General features: G+C 63.8%; 14 protein-coding genes. 12 read left to right on the forward strand and 2 right to left on the reverse strand.

Going from position 1 to position 19,697, the window contains the following annotated elements:
• Nucleotides 1–141 precede the first annotated feature (141 nt).
• The 10 genes from NLX68_RS19125 to NLX68_RS19170 all read left to right on the forward strand — a co-directional run bounded on the left by NLX68_RS19125 (nt 142) and on the right by NLX68_RS19170 (nt 15,359).
• Entirely contained in the window at nt 142–2,184 is a 2,043-nt protein-coding gene (locus tag NLX68_RS19125) for a TonB-dependent siderophore receptor (RefSeq protein WP_254285295.1), read from the forward strand.
• Nucleotides 2,171–3,472, forward strand: a complete 1,302-nt coding sequence (locus tag NLX68_RS19130; RefSeq protein WP_254285297.1) for an ABC transporter substrate-binding protein — start codon at nt 2,171–2,173, stop codon at nt 3,470–3,472. Before NLX68_RS19125 ends, NLX68_RS19130 begins: the two co-directional genes overlap by 14 nt.
• Nucleotides 3,469–4,800 (forward strand): di-heme oxidoredictase family protein, encoded by a 1,332-nt coding sequence (locus NLX68_RS19135; protein WP_254285299.1) that lies wholly within the window; start codon nt 3,469–3,471, stop codon nt 4,798–4,800. Before NLX68_RS19130 ends, NLX68_RS19135 begins: the two co-directional genes overlap by 4 nt.
• Before the next feature lie 222 nt (nt 4,801–5,022).
• Entirely contained in the window at nt 5,023–6,264 is a 1,242-nt protein-coding gene (gene mexE, locus NLX68_RS19140) for a multidrug efflux RND transporter periplasmic adaptor subunit MexE (protein WP_254285301.1), read from the forward strand.
• 12 nt (nt 6,265–6,276) lie between these two features.
• Nucleotides 6,277–9,456, forward strand: a complete 3,180-nt coding sequence (locus tag NLX68_RS19145; RefSeq protein ID WP_254285302.1) for an efflux RND transporter permease subunit — start codon at nt 6,277–6,279, stop codon at nt 9,454–9,456.
• The gene (locus tag NLX68_RS19150; RefSeq protein ID WP_254285304.1) at nt 9,453–10,880 is read left to right on the forward strand and encodes an efflux transporter outer membrane subunit; all 1,428 of its coding nucleotides are present in this window, start codon (nt 9,453–9,455) and stop codon (nt 10,878–10,880) included. The genes NLX68_RS19145 and NLX68_RS19150 overlap by 4 nt, the downstream gene beginning before the upstream one ends.
• A gap of 253 nt (nt 10,881–11,133) precedes the next feature.
• Nucleotides 11,134–12,189 carry a tetratricopeptide repeat protein gene (locus tag NLX68_RS19155; RefSeq protein WP_254285306.1) on the forward strand — a complete coding sequence of 352 codons (1,056 nt, stop codon included), beginning with the start codon at nt 11,134–11,136 and terminating at the stop codon, nt 12,187–12,189.
• 232 nt (nt 12,190–12,421) lie between these two features.
• Nucleotides 12,422–13,195 carry an endonuclease/exonuclease/phosphatase family protein gene (locus tag NLX68_RS19160; protein WP_254285486.1) on the forward strand — a complete coding sequence of 258 codons (774 nt, stop codon included), beginning with the start codon at nt 12,422–12,424 and terminating at the stop codon, nt 13,193–13,195.
• On the forward strand, nt 13,192–14,403 hold the full coding sequence (clsB, locus tag NLX68_RS19165) for a cardiolipin synthase ClsB (protein ID WP_254285307.1): 1,212 nt from the start codon (nt 13,192–13,194) through the stop codon (nt 14,401–14,403). The genes NLX68_RS19160 and clsB overlap by 4 nt, the downstream gene beginning before the upstream one ends.
• Nucleotides 14,400–15,359, forward strand: coding sequence for a lysylphosphatidylglycerol synthase domain-containing protein (locus NLX68_RS19170; RefSeq protein WP_254285309.1), 960 nt, complete (start codon nt 14,400–14,402; stop codon nt 15,357–15,359). Before clsB ends, NLX68_RS19170 begins: the two co-directional genes overlap by 4 nt.
• Here the strand turns inward: NLX68_RS19170 and NLX68_RS19175 are convergent.
• Nucleotides 15,320–17,359 (reverse strand): PAS domain-containing sensor histidine kinase, encoded by a 2,040-nt coding sequence (locus NLX68_RS19175; RefSeq protein WP_254285311.1) that lies wholly within the window; start codon nt 17,357–17,359, stop codon nt 15,320–15,322. The two genes, NLX68_RS19170 and NLX68_RS19175, sit on opposite strands and share 40 nt — an antisense overlap.
• 52 nt (nt 17,360–17,411) lie before the next feature.
• Nucleotides 17,412–17,849, reverse strand: a complete 438-nt coding sequence (locus tag NLX68_RS19180) for a nucleoside deaminase (protein WP_254285487.1) — start codon at nt 17,847–17,849, stop codon at nt 17,412–17,414.
• A gap of 179 nt (nt 17,850–18,028) precedes the next feature.
• Between NLX68_RS19180 and NLX68_RS19185 the strand changes: the two genes are divergently transcribed.
• Both NLX68_RS19185 and NLX68_RS19190 read left to right on the forward strand, forming a co-directional pair.
• A complete protein-coding gene (locus NLX68_RS19185; protein ID WP_254285313.1) occupies nt 18,029–18,724 on the forward strand; it encodes a type 1 glutamine amidotransferase domain-containing protein in 696 nt (231 codons plus the stop codon).
• A 138-nt stretch (nt 18,725–18,862) separates the two neighbouring features.
• Complete coding sequence (locus NLX68_RS19190) at nt 18,863–19,663, forward strand: CSS-motif domain-containing protein (protein WP_254285315.1); 801 nt, start codon at nt 18,863–18,865, stop codon at nt 19,661–19,663.
• Nucleotides 19,664–19,697 lie beyond the last annotated feature (34 nt).

Raw genomic sequence — 19,697 nt, forward strand, 5'->3', positions numbered from 1 at the left:
GCCTCTAGTATCTGCGGCGTTCTGCCGATGCGCGTGCCTGCTTGACCGATACGACCTGACTGCTCCGGGGAGGGAGCCGTCGGCCGTTTTACGCCATGCGCTATATAATAAAATATATAACGATACCGACAAAGGAGCGCCATGAAGCCGTTCGCCCCGCCTACCCTGCTGCTCGCCCTGGCGGCCATCAGTGCCCAGGCCGCCCTGGCAGAGCAGAAAAAAACCTTCAGCCTCGGCGAAATCCAGATTGGCGCCCCGCAGGATGATGCCCTGGCAACCGGCAGCAGCGTCGTCGAGCTCGAAGACATGCGCCTGCACGACCGCGAAACCGTCGACCGCGCCCTGGCCCTGGCGCCCGGGGTGAACCTCGCCTACATGGGCGGGCGCGCCGAGCAGGTGGTGTACGTGCGTGGTTTTGACCGTCTGCAGGTACCGGTCTATATCGACGGCATCCCCACCTACGTACCCTACGACGGCAATATCGACCTGGGCCGCTTCACCACCTATGACCTGTCACGCATCGAGGTGGCCAAGGGCTTTGCCTCATTGCTGTACGGCCCAAACACCCTGGGCGGTGCGATCAACCTGATTACCCGGCGGCCCACCGAGGCCTTCGAAGGTGAAGTGGGCAGCGGCCTGGAGCTGACCGACCACGGCAACGTCAACGCCTACCGCAGCTATGCCAACCTCGGCTCCAACCAGGGTGCCTGGTGGATGCAGGGCGGCGTGTCCTATGTCGACTATGACTACACGATGCTGCCGGACGACTTCGAGCCGAGCAACAATCAGCAAGGCAACGGCCGGCGCGAAAACAGCAACAAGCGTGACGGCAAGTTCAGCTTCAAGCTCGGTTTTACCCCCAACGACACCGACGAGTACGTCCTCGGCTATGTCCAGCAGCAAGGCTGCAAGGGCCAGCCGCCCTACGCCGGCGACCTGCCTGCAAGCGGCCAGCGCAAACGCTGGTGGGAGTGGCCGCAATGGGACAAGACCAGCCTGTTCCTGGCCACCAACACCCGCTTCGGCGAGCACGGCCTGAAAACCCGGGTGTACCGCGACACCTTCAAGAACTCGCTGGAAAGCTTCGTCTACAACAACGGCAACCCTGGTGCGATGCAGCCGGGTTTTCCGAGCAAGTACGACGATGAGTCCACCGGCTTCTCGGTCGAAGGCGACCTGGCCCTGAGCGAAAGCAATCGCCTGGGCATCGCCTATCACTTCAAGGAAGACCTGCACCGCTCGCGCGATGGCAACGACCCGCAAACGCACTTTCGCGACCAGACCCAGTCCATCGCCCTGGAAGACACCCTGCGCCTGAACGAGATTTTCAGCGTGGTCGGCGGCGTCTCGTACAACTACCGCAAGAGCCTGGAGGCCGAGAACTTCGGCACCAACGCCGCGTCGCCGAGGGTCAAGACCCTGTATGACGAACCCACCGGCAGCGATGATGCGCTCAACAGCCAGTTGGGCCTGTTCATGAACACCGGCCCGCTGCTGAACATCAATCACAACGGCCAGGTACGCCTGACCGTGGCGCGCAAGAGCCGCTTTGCGACCATCAAGGATCGCTACTCGACGCGCTTTGGCACAGTCATCCCCAGCCCCGACCTGAAATCCGAACGCGCCACCCATTACGAGCTGGGCTACAGCGGTGCGCTGGCGGCGCACTGGGCCCTGGATGCGGCACTGTTCGTCAGTAACATCGAAGATTCCATCCAGCAGGTCACCGTCGCCCCGGTAGCTGGTTGCGCTGCACCGTGCGGGCAATACCAGAACATCGCCAAGGCGCGTAACCAGGGCGTTGAACTGGGCCTGCGCGGTGACCTGGGCAACTGGGAATTGAACACCAGCTACACCTACCTCGATCGCGAAAACCGCAGCAACCCCGAGTTGCACCCGATCGACACACCGCGCCACAACCTGTTCGCCTCGGCCAGCCTGAACCTCGATGCCTGGCGCTACACCGCCGGCGTCGAAGCCGCGTCGCGGCGCTACAACCTGTCCGATGGCAGCCAGATGAGCGGCGGTTACGCGGTGTACAACCTCAAGAGCGGCTACCGCTTCAGCAATGACCTGCGCATCGAGGCGGGCGTGCGCAACCTGTTCGACCGTCTTTATGCATACAGCGAGGGGTATCCGGAAATTGGCCGCAACTACTTCGTACAGTTCAATGTGCCGCTGTAAGGCCTGGCTGCTGGCGCTGGTGCTGGGCTCGGCCAGCTCACAAGCCGCAGCGCCGCAGCCGGTGGTGGTGTTGACCAGCTACCCCGAGGAGATGATGACGCGCTTCGAAGCGGCCTTCGAGCGCGCCAACCCCGGCTATCGCCTGCAGATCCTCTGGCGCCAGGGCTTCGATGCCCTGCCCTATTTGCGTCAAGCGGATCAAGGCGGTGTCGATGTGTACTGGGCGCCGTCACCGGGCAACTTCAGCCAATTGGCCAAGGACGCTGGCTGGCAGCCGCTGGGCGTCGACCTGCAAGGTTTGCCGCCGCGCCTGGGTGGCATCGCCCTGCGCGATCGTGATGCGCGCTACCAGGCCACGGAGCTCGCCGGTTACGGCTTTGCCATCAATCCGGGCGAACTGGCCAAGCTGAACATGCCCGCCCCGCGAGACTGGCCGGACCTGCTCGATGCCCGCCTGCGCGGGCGCATCGCCCTGCCCGACCCGGCCCGGGTCGGCTTTGCCCCGGTGCTGCTGGACATCGTTCTGCAGGCCTACGGCTGGGATAAAGGCTGGGCACTGTGGAGCGAGCTTGCCGGGCAATCGCGGCTGGTCAGCCGCGGCGGCACCCTGGTCAGTGACGAGGTGGCCAGCGGGCGCTCGGCGGTGGGCGTGTCGATCGACTTCTTCGTTGCCTCGGCGATCAGCAACGGCCAGCCGGTCGAGTTCGTCTATCCCGCCCATGGCGGCCTCAACCCGGCGCATATCGCCATCACCCGGACCGCCAAGCAGGTCGAGGGCGCCAGGGCCTTCGTGCACTTCGTGTTGTCGCCCGAGGGGCAAACCCTGCTGGCCGATCCGGACATTCGCAAACTGCCGGTGCGCCCCGGCGTCTACGCGCAACTGCCGGCGGATTATCACGACCCCTTTGCCGCTGCACGCCAAGGTAGCTATGCCTACGCGAACGACAGTTCGCGCGAACGCCTGGCGCTGATCACCTCACTGTTTGACCAATGGCTCGGCCTGCCCCATGAGCAACTCAGCGCCTTGTGGGCGCGGGTGCATGCCGGTGAAGCCCAGGGCCGTGACCTGACCGCCGTGCGCGAGTTCCTCAGCGTGCCGCCCATCGACGACGATCAAGCCACCTCAGCCACGCTGCTGGCGCTGTTTGGCCAACGCCAGGATCACGGCATGCTGCGCCAGCCGGTCAGCGATCAGGACGCGCTGGGCCGCGAGGAAATCGCCTGGCAGTTCCATAGTGCCAGGCAACAGGCGCAAGCCGAGCGCCTGCTTGCGGCCATGGGCCTGTGAAGCGCTGCGGTCTCTGGCTGCTGTTTGGTGCGCTGCTGAGCCTGAACGCAAGCGCCGAGCCTGCCGCCGTCAATCGTGAGGCCTTCGCCCAACCCTTGCCAGGCCTGGATGACCCGCAGCAACGGGAGCGTTTCTTCCACGGCCGCAGCCTGTTCCGCCAGGCCTGGGTGATCGCCCCCTCGCGGGATGACGTGGTCGATGGCCTGGGGCCGTTGTACAACCGCATCAGTTGCATTGCCTGCCACCCGAAAAATGGTCGCGGGCAGGCACCTGCCAGCGAACACGAACCGCTGCGCACGCTGCTGGTCCGCCTCTCGCTGCCCGGCCGCAATGTCCATGGCGGGCCACTGCCGCATCCAGCCTATGGCGATCAGCTCAATGAGTCGGGGATTCCCGGCGTGGCCGGTGAAGGCCGGGCGCATGTCCGCTGGCAAGAGCAGTTTGTGACCCTGGCGGAGGGTGAGCGCATCGGCCTGCGTTCGCCACGGCTGAGTTTCAGCGAGCTGAGCGATGGTCCGTTGGATAACGTGCACACCTCGATGCGGGTCGGCTCACAAGTGTTCGGCCTGGGCCTGCTCGAAGCCATCGAGGCCAGCACCCTGCAAGCGCTGGCCGACGCGCCCAAGCCTGATGGCGTGAAGGGCCGCGTCAACCTGGTATGGAGCGTCGAGCGCCGGCGCCTTGAGGCCGGGCGTTTTGGCCTCAAATCCAACCAGCCGGACCTGCCTCAGCAGATCGCCAGCGCCCTGCACGGTGATCTGGGGATTACCTCGGCGCTGTACCCTGAACAGAACTGCACGCCGTTGCAACAGGACTGTCGCCAGGCGGTCAGTGGCGGTGAGCCGGAACTCGATGCCGTGCAACTGGGCGACCTGCATTTCTACCTGGCGCATCTGGCGCCACCGCCGCGGCGAGGCCTGGACAATCCCGAGGTGCAGCGTGGCGAGCGGCTGTTCAATGCAGCGGGATGCACCCAGTGCCACCGCCCGCACCTGAGCACAGGGCAGCATCCGCTGTACCCGCTGTTGTCAGCGCGCCAGATCGAGCCTTACAGCGACCTGTTGCTGCATGACATGGGCGAAGGCCTGGCCGATGGCCGCGACGACTACCAGGCCAACGGCCGCGAGTGGCGTACCCCGCCGCTGTGGGGGCTGGGGCTGATCGAGCGGATCAACCCCGGCGCCGGTTACCTGCATGACGGCCGCGCGCGTACGCTTGAGGAGGCGGTGTTGTGGCATGGTGGTGAAGGGGCTGTGGCGCGCGAGCGCTTCGAGGCGCTGGTGGCTGAGGATCGCCGGGCGTTGCGGGCGTTTTTGCAGTCGCTGTAATCTCTGGATCTTCGGGGCTGCTGCGCAGCCCATCGCTGGCAAGCCAGCTCCCACAGGGTCGGCATACACAGGTCCAATGTGGGAGCGGGCTTGCCAGCGATGAGGCCACCGCCGATTCCCTCATATCATTCCCAATGATAATAACCTTCGCCCCATTCGATTCGTCGTTAATAGTTACAGATCGCAGAATCCGCCCACTATCAATAAATTGGCGGACTCCCCATGGAACAGTCACTCAAACCTTTGCGTTACCCCCTTGCTCTATTGGCTGTAGTGGTGATGAGTGCCTGCGGTCGCACCCCGGAGGCCGTGCAGGCACCGGCAGCGACCAAGGTCAGCGTGGCCAAGGTACTGGAACAACCGATCAACGAATGGGACGAGTTCACCGGCCGCCTGGAAGCGCCGGAAACCGTCGAGGTGCGCCCGCGCGTCTCCGGGCAGATCGACCAGGTGGCCTTCACCGAAGGCGCCCAGGTGAAAAAAGGCGATCTGTTGTTCCAGATCGACCCGCGTCCGTTCCAGGCTGAGGTCCGCCGCCTCGAAGCCCAGCTGCAACAAGCCCGCGCCACCGCCATCCGCAGTGAAAACGAAGCCCAACGTGGCGAGCGCCTGCGCAGCAGCAACGCGATTTCCGCCGAGCTTGCCGAATCGCGCACCAGCGCCGCCGCCGAAGCCCGCGCCGGAGTCGCCGCAATCCAGGCCCAGCTCGACCTGGCCCGCCTGAACCTGAGCTTCACCCGCGTGACCGCGCCGATCAGCGGCCGGGTCAGTCGTGCCCAGTTCACTGCCGGCAACATCGTCACTGCTGACGTGACGCCGCTGACCAGCGTGGTCTCCACCGACAAGGTCTACGCCTACTTCGACGCCGACGAGCGCGTGTACCTCAAGTACACCCAGCTGGCACGCGACGGCCAGCGCGGCCAGAGCACCCCGGTGTACCTGGGCCTGTCCAACGAAAGCGGCAACCCGCACCTGGGGCAGATGAACTTCGTCGACAACCAGGTCAACCCCAAGACCGGCACCATCCGTGGCCGCGCGGTGTTCGACAACACGGATGGCCAGTTCACCCCGGGCCTGTATGCGCGCCTGAAGCTGGTCGGCAGCGCCACCTACTCGGCGGTGCTGATCAACGATGAAGCGGTGGGCACCGACCTTGGCAAGAAGTTCGTGCTGGTCATGGACAACGACAACAAGGCCGCCTACCGCGCCGTGGAGCTGGGGCCGAAGCTCGAAGGCCTGCGCATCGTGCGCAACGGCCTGAGCAAGGATGACCGCATCGTGGTCAAGGGCCTGCAACGGGTACGCCCGGGCTCGCCGGTCGACCCGCAGGACACGCCAATGGCCAGTGACGCAACCATCGCCGCCCTCGCCCAACAACGTCAGGCACTCGAAGCCAGCACCCAGGGCAAGGTCGTGGTCAACCCCAGCGTAAAACTCGCCAGTGCCTCGGCACCGCGCGGTTAAGGGATCAGTCCGATGAATTTTTCCAAGTTTTTTATTACCCGGCCGATTTTCGCCGCGGTGCTGTCGCTGCTGATCCTGATCGCCGGCAGCATCTCACTGTTCCAGCTGCCGATCAGTGAATACCCGGAAGTGGTGCCGCCCACCGTGGTGGTGCGCGCCAACTTCCCCGGCGCCAACCCCAAAGTGATCGGCGAGACCGTCGCCGCGCCGCTTGAGCAGGCGATTACCGGGGTGGAGAACATGCTCTACATGTCCTCGCAGTCCACCGCCGACGGCAAGCTAACCCTGACCATCACCTTTGCCCTGGGCACTGACCTGGACAACGCCCAGGTGCAGGTGCAGAACCGCGTGACCCGCACCCAGCCCAAGCTGCCCGAGGAAGTGACGCGGATCGGTATCACCGTCGACAAGGCCTCGCCCGACCTGACCATGGTCGTGCACCTGACCTCGCCGGACAACCGTTACGACATGCTCTACCTGTCCAACTACGCCATCCTTAACATCAAGGACGAACTGGCGCGCCTGGGCGGTGTCGGTGACGTGCAGCTGTTCGGCATGGGCGACTACTCGCTGCGGGTCTGGCTCGACCCGAACAAGACCGCCTCGCGCAACCTGACCGCCAGCGACGTGGTTGCGGCCATTCGCGAGCAAAACCGCCAGGTGGCTGCCGGCCAACTGGGTGCGCCACCTGCGCCAGGGGCCACCAGCTTCCAGCTGTCGGTCAACACCCAGGGCCGCCTGGTCAGTGAGGAAGAGTTCGAGAACATCATCATTCGCTCGGGTGCCGATGGCGAAATCACTCGCCTGAAAGACATTGCCCGGGTCGAGCTCGGCTCCAGCCAGTACGCCCTGCGTTCACTGCTGAACAACCAGCCGGCGGTGGCCATCCCGATCTTCCAGCGTCCTGGCTCCAACGCCATCGAGATCTCCGACGAGGTCCGGGGGAAAATGGCCGAGCTGAAGAAGGACTTCCCTGAAGGCATGGACTACAGCATCGTCTATGACCCGACGGTGTTCGTCCGCGGCTCGATCGAAGCCGTGGTACATACCCTGTTCGAAGCGCTGATCCTGGTGGTGCTGGTGGTCATCCTGTTCCTGCAGACCTGGCGCGCCTCGATCATCCCGTTGGTGGCTGTACCGGTATCCTTGATCGGTACCTTCGCGGTGATGCACCTGTTCGGCTTCTCGCTCAACGCCCTGTCGCTGTTCGGCCTGGTACTGGCCATCGGGATCGTGGTCGACGACGCCATCGTTGTGGTGGAGAACGTCGAGCGCAATATCGGTTTGGGCCTCAAGCCCCTGGAAGCCACGCAAAAGGCCATGAGCGAAGTGACCGGGCCGATCATCGCCACGGCGCTGGTGCTGTGCGCGGTGTTCGTGCCAGCCGCGTTCATTTCCGGCCTTACCGGGCAGTTCTACAAGCAGTTCGCCCTGACCATTGCCATCTCGACGGTGATCTCGGCGTTCAACTCCCTGACCCTGTCGCCGGCCCTGGCCGCGGTACTGCTCAAGGAGCACCACGCCCCGAAAGACCGCTTCTCGAAAGTGCTTGAGCGCCTGCTCGGTGGCTGGCTGTTCGGCCCGTTCAACCGCTTCTTCGACCGGGCCAGCCATGGCTACGTCGGCGCGGTCGGCCGGGTCATCCGCAGCAGCGGCATCGCCCTGTTCGTCTATGGCGGCCTGATCATCATGACCTGGCTGGGCTTTTCTTCGACGCCGACCGGTTTCGTGCCGGCGCAAGACAAGCAGTACCTGGTGGCCTTCGCGCAATTGCCGGATGCCGCCAGCCTCGACCGCACGGAAGCGGTGATCAAGAAGATGAGCGAGATCGCCCTCAAGCAACCTGGCGTAGCCGACTCGGTGGCCTTCCCGGGCCTGTCGATCAACGGTTTCACCAACAGCCCGAACAGCGGCATCGTGTTTACCCCGCTCAAGCCGTTCAATGAGCGTAAAGACCCGAGCCAGTCGGCCGCGGCGATTGCCGCCGCGCTGAACGCGCAGTTCGCCGGTATCGAAGACGCCTACATTGCGATCTTCCCGCCGCCACCGGTACAGGGGCTGGGCACCATCGGTGGTTTCCGCCTGCAGATCGAAGACCGTGGCAACCTGGGTTATGAAGCGCTGTACAAGGAAACCCAGAACATCATCGCCAAGAGCCACAACGTGCCGGAGCTGGCCGGGCTGTTCACCAGCTACCAGGTCAACGTGCCACAGGTCGATGCCGCCATCGACCGCGAGAAGGCCAAGACCCACGGTGTCGCCATCAGCGATATCTTCGACACCCTGCAGATCTACCTGGGTTCGTTGTACGCCAACGACTTCAACCGCTTTGGCCGCACCTACCAGGTCAACGTCCAGGCCGAGCAGCAGTTCCGCCTCGAAGCTGAGCAGATCGGCCAGCTCAAGGTGCGCAACAACCAGGGCGAGATGATCCCGCTGGCGACCTTCATCAAGGTCAGCGACACCTCGGGGCCGGACCGTGTCATGCACTACAACGGCTTCATCACCGCCGAGATCAATGGTGCCGCAGCGCCGGGCTACAGCTCCGGGCAAGCGGAAAAGGCCATCGAGAAGCTGCTCAAGGAAGAACTGCCCAACGGCATGACCTTCGAATGGACCGAGCTTACCTACCAGCAGATCCTCGCCGGTAACACCGCGCTGTTCGTCTTCCCGCTCTGCGTGCTGCTGGCCTTCCTGGTGCTGGCCGCCCAGTACGAAAGCTGGAGCCTGCCGCTGGCGGTGATCCTGATCGTGCCGATGACCCTGCTGTCAGCGATCACCGGGGTGATCCTGTCCGGTGGCGATAACAACATCTTCACCCAGATCGGCTTGATCGTACTGGTGGGGCTGGCGTGCAAGAACGCCATCCTGATCGTCGAGTTCGCCAAGGACAAACAGGCCGAAGGCCTCGACCCGCTGGCCGCGGTACTGGAAGCCTGCCGCCTGCGTCTGCGACCGATCCTGATGACCTCGATCGCCTTCATCATGGGGGTGGTGCCGCTGGTGTTCTCCTCCGGTGCCGGTGCTGAAATGCGTCATGCCATGGGTGTGGCGGTGTTCTCCGGGATGATCGGGGTGACTTTCTTCGGTCTGCTGCTGACGCCGGTGTTCTTTGTCCTGATCCGCCGTTACGTGGAACGCAGCCAGGCCCGCAAAGCGGCGCGTGCGCTGAAGCTGGAGACTCATGCATGAACCGCAGTGTGAAACTCTTTATGCCTAGCCTGCTGGTCCTGGCCCTGACCGCGTGTGCGGTGGGCCCGGACTACCAGGCCCCGGACACCGCGGCGGCGCAACTGAGCGCCGCCAACGAGCCGAACGCCAAGGCTACATACGACCGCAGCCGCTTCGAAAGCATCTGGTGGAAGCAGTTCGACGACCCGGTGCTGAACACGCTGGTCAGCCAGTCGCTGGACGGCAACCGTGAACTGCGTGTGGCCTTCGCCCGGCTGAAAGCGGCGCGGGCGATTCGCGACGATGTCAGCAACGACGCCCTGCCAACGGTGACCAGCCGCGCCAGCAGCGACCTGGGCAAGGGCCAGGTCCCCGGCCAGACCGAGGACCGGGTCAACAGCGAACGCTACGACCTGGGCCTGGATATGGCCTGGGAACTGGACCTGTTCGGCCGCATCCAGCGCCAACTGGAAGCCAGCGATGCAGAGCAGGACGCCGCCCAGGCCGACCTGCAGCAGTTGCAGGTCAGCCTGATCGCCGAGCTGGTCGACGCCTACGGCCAGCTACGCGGTGCTCAGTTGCGCGAGAAGATCGCCCTGGCCAACCTCAAGACCCAGCAGGATTCGCGTGGCATTACCGAAACCCTGCGCGACGCCGGGGTCGGCAACGACCTTGACGTGGTGCGTGCCGATGCCCGCCTGGCGGCGGTCGAGGCCAGCGTGCCGCAACTGCAGGCCGAACAGGTGCGGGCGCGCAACCGCATCGCCACCCTGCTCGGCCAGCGCCCGGACACCCTGGCGGTGGACCTCTCGCCGGCGCAACTGCCGGCCATCGCCAAGGCCTTGCCGGTCGGTGACCCGGGTGAGCTGCTCAAGCGCCGCCCGGATATCCGCAGCGCCGAACGCCAGTTGGCAGCGGCCACGGCCAACATCGGCGTGGCCACGGCCGACCTGTTCCCACGGGTCAGCCTCAGCGGCTTCCTCGGCTTTACCGCCGGGCGCGGTTCGCAACTGGGCTCGTCAGCCGCCAAAGCCTGGGCCCTGGGCCCGAGCATTACCTGGGCGGCCTTTGACCTGGGCAGCGTGCGCGCCCGTCTGCGCGGCGCCAATGCCGATGCCGAGGGCGCGCTGGCCAACTATGAACAGCAGGTACTGCTGGCCCTGGAAGAGTCGGAAAACGCCTTCAGCGACTACAGCAAACGCCAGCAACGCCTGCTGGCCCTGCTGCGCCAGAGCGAAGCCAGCCGCAAGGCGGCGGACCTGGCTTCGATTCGCTACCGCGAAGGCACAGTCGATTACCTGGTGCTGCTCGACGCCGAACGCGAACGCCTGAGCGCCGAAGATGCCCAGGCCCAGGGTGAAGTCGACCTGTACCGCGGCATTGTCGCCATCTACAAGGCCCTCGGTGGTGGCTGGCAGGCCGAGAGCGTGGCGGCGGTGAACTGATTCAATAGCTCCTTTGGTTGGTTTCTGACCGGCCTTTTGCCCCGCTGGCTCACGCTGGCGGGGCTTTTTTGTGTCTGACGATTCCAGGGCTGCTTTGCAGCCCATCGCTGGCAAGGCCAGCTCCCACAGGTGCTGCATACGCTGGACCTTGCCGGCGATGCAGTCAGCGCATAACCACGCTTTGCATTTGACGCCACCGGCCCTCGTGACCCAAGCTCAACCCTTTGCAGCCGCGACACGCTTCGGATTCACCATGTCGAAACAGCGCCAGTACACGTTCATCAGCCTGACCCTGCTCATCATCCTGGGCCTTGGTGGCTATTTCTGGCGTGACGACAGCCCGGCACCGGCACCGGCCCTCAAGCACAGCTACACCAAGGCGCTGACCATGGCCCATGACGGCCAGCCTGGCGCCGCACGGGTGCTTTACCAGCAACTGGGGCGCCCGGACCTGTCACCTATCCGCCGCGCCAGCCTGTACGCCGAACTGCCCAACTACCCCTCGCCCCTGGCCCTGAAACTGGCCAGCCGTGACCTGCAGCACGACGATCCGCTGGTGCGCCGCGCCGCCATTGCCAGCATTCAGGCGATGCTGCCCGGCGCCCAGCGCAGCCTGGTACTCGGCCCCTTGCTCGACGATGACGAGCAAAGTGTGCGGTTCGCGGTGGTCGATGCCTTGCTCGGGCTGGGCCCGGATGACATTGGCCTGTACTTTGGCCCGCTGCAGCAGGTGCTGGAGCAGTATCAGCAGGTCTTGGCCCGACGTGACGACGATGCCAGCGCGCAGTTGCACCTGGCTCAGCTGTACCTGCACGAAAACAGCTACCAGGAGGCCGCACAAGCGCTGCAGCGCACCTTGCAACTGGCCCCGGACAATCTCGATGCACTGGCCGCCCAGGTCCAGTTGCTGGAACGCCAGAATCAGACCGACGCCTCGCGCCAGGTGTTGGCCAAAGCCTTGCAACAACGCCCCGGTTCTGCCTTCCTGCAACATGAACTGGGCCGCTGGCTGCTGCGCCATGGCCAGGACGAGTACGCCCTGCTGGCCTTCGCCCGGGCCCTGGAGCTGGAACCGGACAACAACGACTACCGCTACACCCTGGCCACCAGCCTGCACCAGCTGGAGCAGGTCGATGCCGCACAAAAACAGCTGGAAACCATCCTTGCCCGGCAACCGGCCAATCGCAGAGCGCGGGTGCTGCTGATCGAGTACTGGAAAGAAACCGGCCAACTGCAGAATGTGCAGGTATTGCTGGCCCAGCTGGAACAGCAGAACCCGGACGATCCGCTGGTGCAACAAGGCCTTTGACCCGCTTCGACAACCGTCCGCCACCCCGGTTGAACCCTCCGGCAACCGCTGTGGTCCAGAGATAGTGCGAGGACAGCAGGCACCCGCAGTGCTTGCCTGAGCGTTATCAACGGAGGCCACCTGTGGGCAATGCGTTAGCCAATGCCGAACGAGCACTGATTCCGGCACCGGCGCAGCTCAGCCAGCTGACCCGGCCTCTCTACCTTGGCAAGGGCCGTCGGCCATGAGCCGGATGGAATCAACCGGCCCTCGTGCTGCGGCGCCGGCAGTGCATCGGGTACGGGTGTTGACGGTCAACGCGCACAAGGGCTTCAGCCCGCTGAACCGCCATTACGTGTTGCCCGAGCTGCGTGAAGCGGTGCGCAGCGAGAACGCCGACCTGGTGTTCCTTCAGGAAGTGCTGGGCAGCCACCGCCAGCACGGCCTGCGCCACCGCAACTGGTCGCAGGTACCGCAGTACGAGTTTCTCGCCGACAGCCTCTGGCCGGTGTTCGCCTATGGCCGCAACGCCGTGTACCCGGAAGGCGAACACGGCAATGCCCTGCTGTCCAAGTTCCCGATCCTGCGCCACGACAATCTCGATGTCAGCGTCCACGGCACTGAGCAACGTGGCCTGCTGCATTCGGTCCTGGCGCTGCCGGCGGAGACCGAACTGCACACGGTGTGCGTGCATCTGGGCCTGGACGAACGCCAGCGCCAGCAACAGTTGCGCCTGCTCTGCGCGCTGCTGCACAGCCTGCCCGGCGATGCCCCGGTCATCGTTGCCGGCGACTTCAACGACTGGCGCCAGCGCGCCGATGGGGTACTGCTCGAGTGCGGCCTGCGGGAAGTCTTCAGCCAGGCATATGGCCAGCCGGCGCGCAGCTTTCCGGCGCGCTGGCCGCTGCTGTGCCTGGACCGCATCTACCTGCGCAACGCCTGCGCGCATGCGCCCAAGGTCATGGCCCGCAAGCCCTGGACCCACCTTTCCGATCACCTGCCATTGGCAGTGGAGGTGCTCCTGTGAACAACCAATGGCGACCCGACAACCAGGTGCAGTTGCTGATCAACGGTGAAGACTATTTCGCCAGTGCCTTTGCCGCCATTGAACAGGCGCGCGTGGAAATCCTCCTGGAAACCTTCATCATCTTTGAAGACAAAGTCGGCAAGCAGCTGCAGCAGCTGTTGATCGCTGCAGCCAAGCGCGGGGTCAAGGTCGAGATGCTGGTCGACGGTTACGGCACCGCCGACCTGAGCGTCGACTACCTGCGCGAACTCAGCGACGCCGGCGTTCACCTGCAGGCGTTCGACCCGAGCCCGAAACGCCTGGGCCTGCGCACCAACCTGTTTCGCCGCCTGCACCGCAAGATCCTGGTGGTCGATGGCGAGGTCGGCTTTGTCGGCGGCATCAATTATTGCGCCGATCACCTGGCCGACTTCGGACCGATGGCCAAACAGGACTACGCGGTACAGGTGCGCGGGCCGATCGTCGCCGACCTGCAGCGCGCCACCCTGCGCTTGCTGGAACAACACAGCGCGCTCAAACCGGGCAGCCGGCGCTGGTGGCAACGGCGGGTGCCGATCGCCCCGGACAGTGATCAGGCGAGCATGACCCTGTGCATCCGCGATAACCAGGATCATCCCAATGACATCGAGCAGCACTATCTGCGGGCGTTGAACGGTGCGCGCGAACGGATCACCATTGCCAATGCTTATTTCTTTCCCGGTTACCGGCTGCTGCGGGCGATTCGCAATGCCGCCCGCCGCGGCGTGAGGGTCACCCTGGTGCTGCAGGGCGTGCCCGACATGCCCTGGGTGCGAATGTGCTCGCGCTTGCTGTACAACTACCTGATCAGCGACGGCGTGCGGATTTTCGAGTACTGCGAGCGGCCCTTGCACGGCAAGGTGGCGCTGGTGGACCGGCACTGGTCGACGGTTGGGTCAAGCAACCTCGACCCCCTGAGCCTGGCCTTGAACCTTGAGGCCAACCTGATCATCCGCGATGAGACCTTCAACACCCGACTGCACGAGCACCTGCAGGACCTCACCGCCCATCGCTGCAAAGCGGTCAGCCTGAAACGCGTGCTGCGCGGCTACTGGTGGCGGGCGCCGCTGATCTTCCTGACCTTTCACTTCATCCGCCATTTTCCGGCCCTGATTGGCTGGCTGCCGGCCCATGTACCACGGCTCAAACCGCTGTACGAAGGCCACGAACTACCGGGCAAGCCGACATGAACAAGCACCAGAAGCGCTGGCGCCGTGCGCGGCAGACACTGACCCTGGCGTTTTTCATCCTGGTACCGGTGTTGCTGTTGAGCGTGCTGAAAAACCTCGACTGGCAGGAAGTACACCAGGCCTTGACCGCCTATCGCTGGAGCACGTTGGCGTTGGCCGCCGGCGTGACCCTGGGCAGCTTTGCCCTGTTCAGCAGCTTCGACCTGCTCGGGCGCCACTACACCGGGCACCACCTGCCGGCCCGTCAGGTGCTGCCGCTGGCGTTCGTGTGCTACGCCTTCAACCTCAACCTCAGCGCCTGGGTCGGTGGCATCGCCCTGCGTTACCGCTTGTATACCCGCCTCGGCCTGAAGGTCCCGACCATTACCCGGGTGCTCAGCCTGGGGCTACTGACCAACTGGGTGGGGTACTGCGTGGTGGCGGGCAGCTTGTTTGTGTGCGGGCTGCCCAGATTGCCGGCCGGCATGGAGATCGGCAATACCGGCCTGCGCCTGATCGGCGCGCTGCTGTTGCTGGTGGCGGTGATCTATTGGCTTGCCTGCGGGTTCGCCACCCGCCGTACCTGGCGCTTGCGCCAGCATCAGATCAGCCTGCCGGGCATCCGCCTGGCCACGCTACAAACGCTGATGGGCGCCTGCAGCTGGTCGTTGATGGCGCTGGTGGTGTTCACCCTGCTGCCCAAAGGGGCAGACTATCCGACCCTTCTGGCGGTGCTGATGATCAGCAGCATTGCCGGGGTCATTACCCATATTCCGGCCGGGCTCGGTGTGCTTGAAACGGTGTTTCTCACCCTGCTGCACGGGACCTACGGCAAAGGTACGCTGCTTGCGGCATTGATTGGCTATCGGGCGATCTACTTTCTGCTGCCGCTGCTGATTGCCACACTGACGTACCTGGTGCTCGAGCACCTGGCCAGTCAGCGCAGCACCGGGGACAGGTCGCAAACCAGCGGCTGAACCGGTGCCAGCATCTCCTGCACCTGGTGGACCAGGTCTTGCAGGGCAAAAGGCTTGGTCATCAGCGCAGAACCAGGCTCTAGGACTTGCTGTTCGGTCACTTCCTGTGCTGCGAAGCCGGTAATGAACAGTATCTTCTGCTGTGGCTGCAGCATGCGCAGCGCATTGGCCAGCTGACGGCCGTTGAAGCCGCCCGGCAAGCCGATATCGGTGATCAGCAGGTCGACCGAGCCCAACGCCTGAAACTGCTGCAGCGCCGCATTGGCATCGCCCGCGACGAACACCTCGAAGCCCTCCTCGTCCAGGGCTTCCTTGATCATTAACCGCAAGCTGCTCTCATCGTCGACCAACAGGATGCGTTCGCCATTGGCCCGTGCGTAGGTCGTGCCAGAAGGCTTGCCACGCGCTGACTCCGGCAATTCGCCCAGGTAGCGTGGCAGGAGTATCTTCACCCGGGTGCCCTGCCCGGGAGTCGAATCGATCCATACCCGCCCGCCCGACTGGCGGACAAACCCATAGACCATCGACAGGCCAAGCCCGGTGCCCTGGCCTACCGGCTTGGTGGTAAAGAACGGGTCAAAGGCACGCGCGACGATGTCGGCATTCATGCCTTGACCGTTGTCCTGTACCTGTAGCGAAAAATAGTCGCCCGGGTCCAGGCCATCTTCGCCCTCGAAAGGCAGCTCATGGCGTTCGTTCCCGGTACTGATGCGCAGGCAGCCACCGGCCTCCATCGCGTCGCGGGCATTGATGCACAGGTTGATCAGGGCGTTCTCCAGCTGGGTGGCATCGATCAGCACCCACCAGGGAGCAGGCTCGACCTGCACCTGCAATTCGATATGCGTACCCAGGGTTTGCTGGATCAACCGCTCGATGTCCAATACCAACTGATTGACACTGGCAGGTTTGGGATCGAGTGCCTGGCGCCGGGAAAAGGCCAGCAATCGATGGGTCAGGGACGCCGCGCGCCTGGTCGCGCCACGGGCGGCATCGAGGTAAACATGCAGGTTATCCAGATGCCCCTGGGCAATACGCCGTTCGAGCAGTTCCAGGCTGCCGCTGATGCTGGTCAGCAGGTTGTTGAAATCATGGGCCATGCCGCCGGAAAGCTGACCGATTGCCTCCATTTTCTGGCTTTGGCGCAGCAAGTCTTCAGCAAGACGCAACGCCTCTTCGCGCTCGCGCTCCTGGGTGATGTCGCTGCCTACGGCGGTAAAACCAAGCGCCGAAGGCACCGCTGCCCAGTTGAACCAACGATAGTGCCCGTCTTTGTGACGCAAGCGACTGACCGTGTTTCCAGTGCCTTGGCCCGCGCGCAGGTGCTCAACCACCGACGCGACCTCCTGGTGATCGTCCGCATGTACCCAATTCATGATCAAGCAGCCCAGCACTTCGTCCTCGCGCCAGCCCAGGACCTGGGTCCAGGCGGGGTTGACCGCGCTGATCGTGAGGTCCGGCAGGACTACCAGCATGATATCGCTGGACAGTTGCCAGAACTGATTGCGGTCAGCCGTGCGCTCCTGCACCTGGCGCTCGAACGTGTTGGCCAGATGACGCCATTGCTGTTCGGCCTCGACGCTGGCGGTGGTCTCGATCACCGTGTCGAGAAACCCCGCCACCGCCCCACGCTCATCGCGGATAGGGCTGAAACAGAAGGTAAAGTAGGTCTGCTCCATCGAACCGTTGCGATTGATCATCAACGGGAAGTTTTCGATGAAGATCGCCTCGCCGGACAGGGTGCGAAACACCAGCGCGCCGATATTGTCCCAGGCCTCGCTCCAGACCTCGTCAAAACCGCGCCCGAGCGCCTCGGGCTTGGCCCCGAGGATCGGCTTGAACGCATCGTTGTAGAGGGTCACCATCTGCGGCCCCCAGATCAGGCAACCGGGAAATTTCGACGCCAGGAGCATGTCCACGGCGATGCGCAATGACGCCGGCCACAGGTGCAAAGGCCCAAGGGCCGTGCTGCCCCAGTCGTGATTACGAACCTTGACACTCATCGGTACTGACATGGGCGAGCTCGGCTGGCGGTAAGGAGTTTGATAGTCGGACCTAGACGCCGATATCTTCGTTCCAGAGTTCGGGGCACGCCTCGATGAAATCCTTCATCATGTTGACGCAGTTATCATTGTGCAGGACCTGCACCTCGACACCACGGGCCCTGAGCAGGTCTTCCTCGCCCATGAAGGTCTGGTTTTCGCCCACAATGACGCGCTTGATGCCATACAACAGAATGGCCCCGCTGCACATCGGGCACGGTGACAGGGTGGTGTACAGGGTCGCCTGGGCATAGACGCTAGCTGGCAGACGGCCAGCGTTCTCCAGCGCGTCCATTTCGCCGTGCAGGATCGCACTGCCCTGTTGCACGCGGCGGTTGTGGCCACGGCCGATGATCCGGTTGTCATGCACCAGCACCGAGCCGATCGGTATGCCACCCTCTTCTCGGCCCAGACGGGCCTCATCGATGGCCGCCTGCATGAACGCATCCACGGGTTGGGTCAACGTGTTCATCCGCTTGAAGACTCCCTGTAGCAAAGCTGGCGATATCCTCGCAGGCTAGCATATCGCCGGCGGGGAATGGCATCCATGCCAGCCGCTACTATGCTGAACAGGTTTCTCCACTGCGATCCGGGCAGTCCGGGTCGGTTCCGGAATCAGGGAGCATTGCGATGAGCAAGAAGATACTGGTGGTGCTGACCAATACGGCCAAATACCCGACGCTGAAGCGCGCCACCGGTCTATGGCTGGGTGAAGCGGTGCACTTTGTCGACAAGGTCGAAAAGGCTGGCTACAAGGTCGACTACCTGAGCCCCGGCGGCGGCTATGTACCGATCGACCCGCACAGCTTGCAAATGGCGGCGGATATCGACTGGGAGTGGTATCAGAACAAGGCGTTCATGAACCGCCTGGGTAACACCCTGCCCCCCGGCGAAGTCAAGGCCCAGGACTACAGCGCCATCTACTATGCCGGCGGCCATGGTGTGATCTGGGACTTTCCCGACAACATTGAGCTGCAGACCCTGGCCCGGCGCATCTTCGAAGCCGGTGGCGTGGTGGCGTCGGTGTGCCATGGCGCCGTTGCTCTGCTCAATATCAAGCTCAGCGACAACACCTTGCTGGTCAAGGACCGCGAGGTAACCGGTTTTTCCAACATAGAGGAACAACTGGCAGAACTGGACAAAGTGGTGCCCTACCTCACTGAAACCGAGCTGAGCGCCCGTGGCGGGCTTTACCGCAAGGCAGAGGACCCCTGGAAGACCTTCGCCATCGCCGACCAGAAAGAAGGTCGGCTGATCACCGGCCAAAACCCCGCATCAGGCGGCGCGGTGGCGGACCTGGTAGTGGCCGCGCTGAAAAAGCGCTGAGGCACTTACCCGGATTGCCGATTGGTACTGCGCACTCCGTAAACGAGGCCTACAGCCGCTTCTGATTGCGCTCTTTATGCTGGCGACTCTCCACCTGATCAGGAAGGTCGGGTTCTCGTTCAGCATAGAGGTGCAATCATGGCTCCACCCCGTCTTGCCGGCCGCAGCCTGCTCGAATTTCTGCTTACGCTCCTGATCGGCCTGGCGCCGGTCGCATGCGGGCTGTTGGTGCTGTCACTTCAGGTCGAGCGCAAACAGGAAGAAACCGCCGAATTGTCCGCCGTTGAAGCCATTTACGTCATTGACCGGGTAATCGATACCTTGCATGACGCCGCCGGTGCGGTACTCGGCCTGGCCGGACAACGCTGCGAGAACGCCCTCCCCACCCTGCGCCAGCAAGCCTTCAAACAACCCAACGTGCGCTCGCTGGTGCTGGTCAGGGAAAACCGCGGCTATTGCAGCACCCTGCTCGGCGACTTTGACGCAGCGGTGGACCCTGGCACTTACTTCAACCAGCGCCTGCGCCTGGACCTGCGCAACGAAATCACCCCGGACGTTCCGGTACTGCACTACCGCCTGCAGGAATACCCCCACGGCATCGTCGCCATCAGTGATGCCCGCGCTCTGCAATCGGAGCTGCAAGGCTTCAAGGACTCCATCGTGCTGGCCCTGCAATTCGGCGCCGACTACATCTGGGCAACCGGAAGTGGTAGCGCCGGGCAGATCCCCAATCATGAAGAGGACAGGACGCGCATGATCTCGGAGAAATACGGCTATACCGTGCATGCCGGCTACCCAAATGGCCACACCCGGCAGATGCTGAGCCAGGCCATGGCCTCCACAGCGCCCTCACTGCTGCTGGTCGGCATCATCACCTCTGCGGTGGCTTACTGGGGTTTGTTCAGGCAACGCCGCAGGCCTTCTTCGCCGACTGTTTGACCGCCCATGAAAAAAGGCCATTGAGCACACGCCC

The sequence above is a fragment of the Pseudomonas sp. SBB6 genome (assembly GCF_024213215.1).
GTDB lineage: Bacteria > Pseudomonadota > Gammaproteobacteria > Pseudomonadales > Pseudomonadaceae > Aquipseudomonas > Aquipseudomonas donghuensis.

What these genes read in the sequence shown, in the direction of transcription:
- NLX68_RS19125 (WP_254285295.1), top strand. Translation starts at nt 142, where the DNA reads ATGAAGCCGTTCGCCCCGCCTACCCTGCTGCTCGCCCTGGCGGCCATC.
- NLX68_RS19130 (WP_254285297.1), top strand. Translation starts at nt 2,171, where the DNA reads ATGTGCCGCTGTAAGGCCTGGCTGCTGGCGCTGGTGCTGGGCTCGGCC.
- mexE (WP_254285301.1), top strand. Translation starts at nt 5,023, where the DNA reads ATGGAACAGTCACTCAAACCTTTGCGTTACCCCCTTGCTCTATTGGCT.
- NLX68_RS19145 (WP_254285302.1), top strand. Translation starts at nt 6,277, where the DNA reads ATGAATTTTTCCAAGTTTTTTATTACCCGGCCGATTTTCGCCGCGGTG.
- NLX68_RS19150 (WP_254285304.1), top strand. Translation starts at nt 9,453, where the DNA reads ATGAACCGCAGTGTGAAACTCTTTATGCCTAGCCTGCTGGTCCTGGCC.
- NLX68_RS19155 (WP_254285306.1), top strand. Translation starts at nt 11,134, where the DNA reads ATGTCGAAACAGCGCCAGTACACGTTCATCAGCCTGACCCTGCTCATC.
- NLX68_RS19160 (WP_254285486.1), top strand. Translation starts at nt 12,422, where the DNA reads ATGGAATCAACCGGCCCTCGTGCTGCGGCGCCGGCAGTGCATCGGGTA.
- NLX68_RS19170 (WP_254285309.1), top strand. Translation starts at nt 14,400, where the DNA reads ATGAACAAGCACCAGAAGCGCTGGCGCCGTGCGCGGCAGACACTGACC.
- NLX68_RS19175 (WP_254285311.1), bottom strand. Translation starts at nt 17,359, where the DNA reads ATGAGTGTCAAGGTTCGTAATCACGACTGGGGCAGCACGGCCCTTGGG.
- NLX68_RS19185 (WP_254285313.1), top strand. Translation starts at nt 18,029, where the DNA reads ATGAGCAAGAAGATACTGGTGGTGCTGACCAATACGGCCAAATACCCG.
- NLX68_RS19190 (WP_254285315.1), top strand. Translation starts at nt 18,863, where the DNA reads ATGGCTCCACCCCGTCTTGCCGGCCGCAGCCTGCTCGAATTTCTGCTT.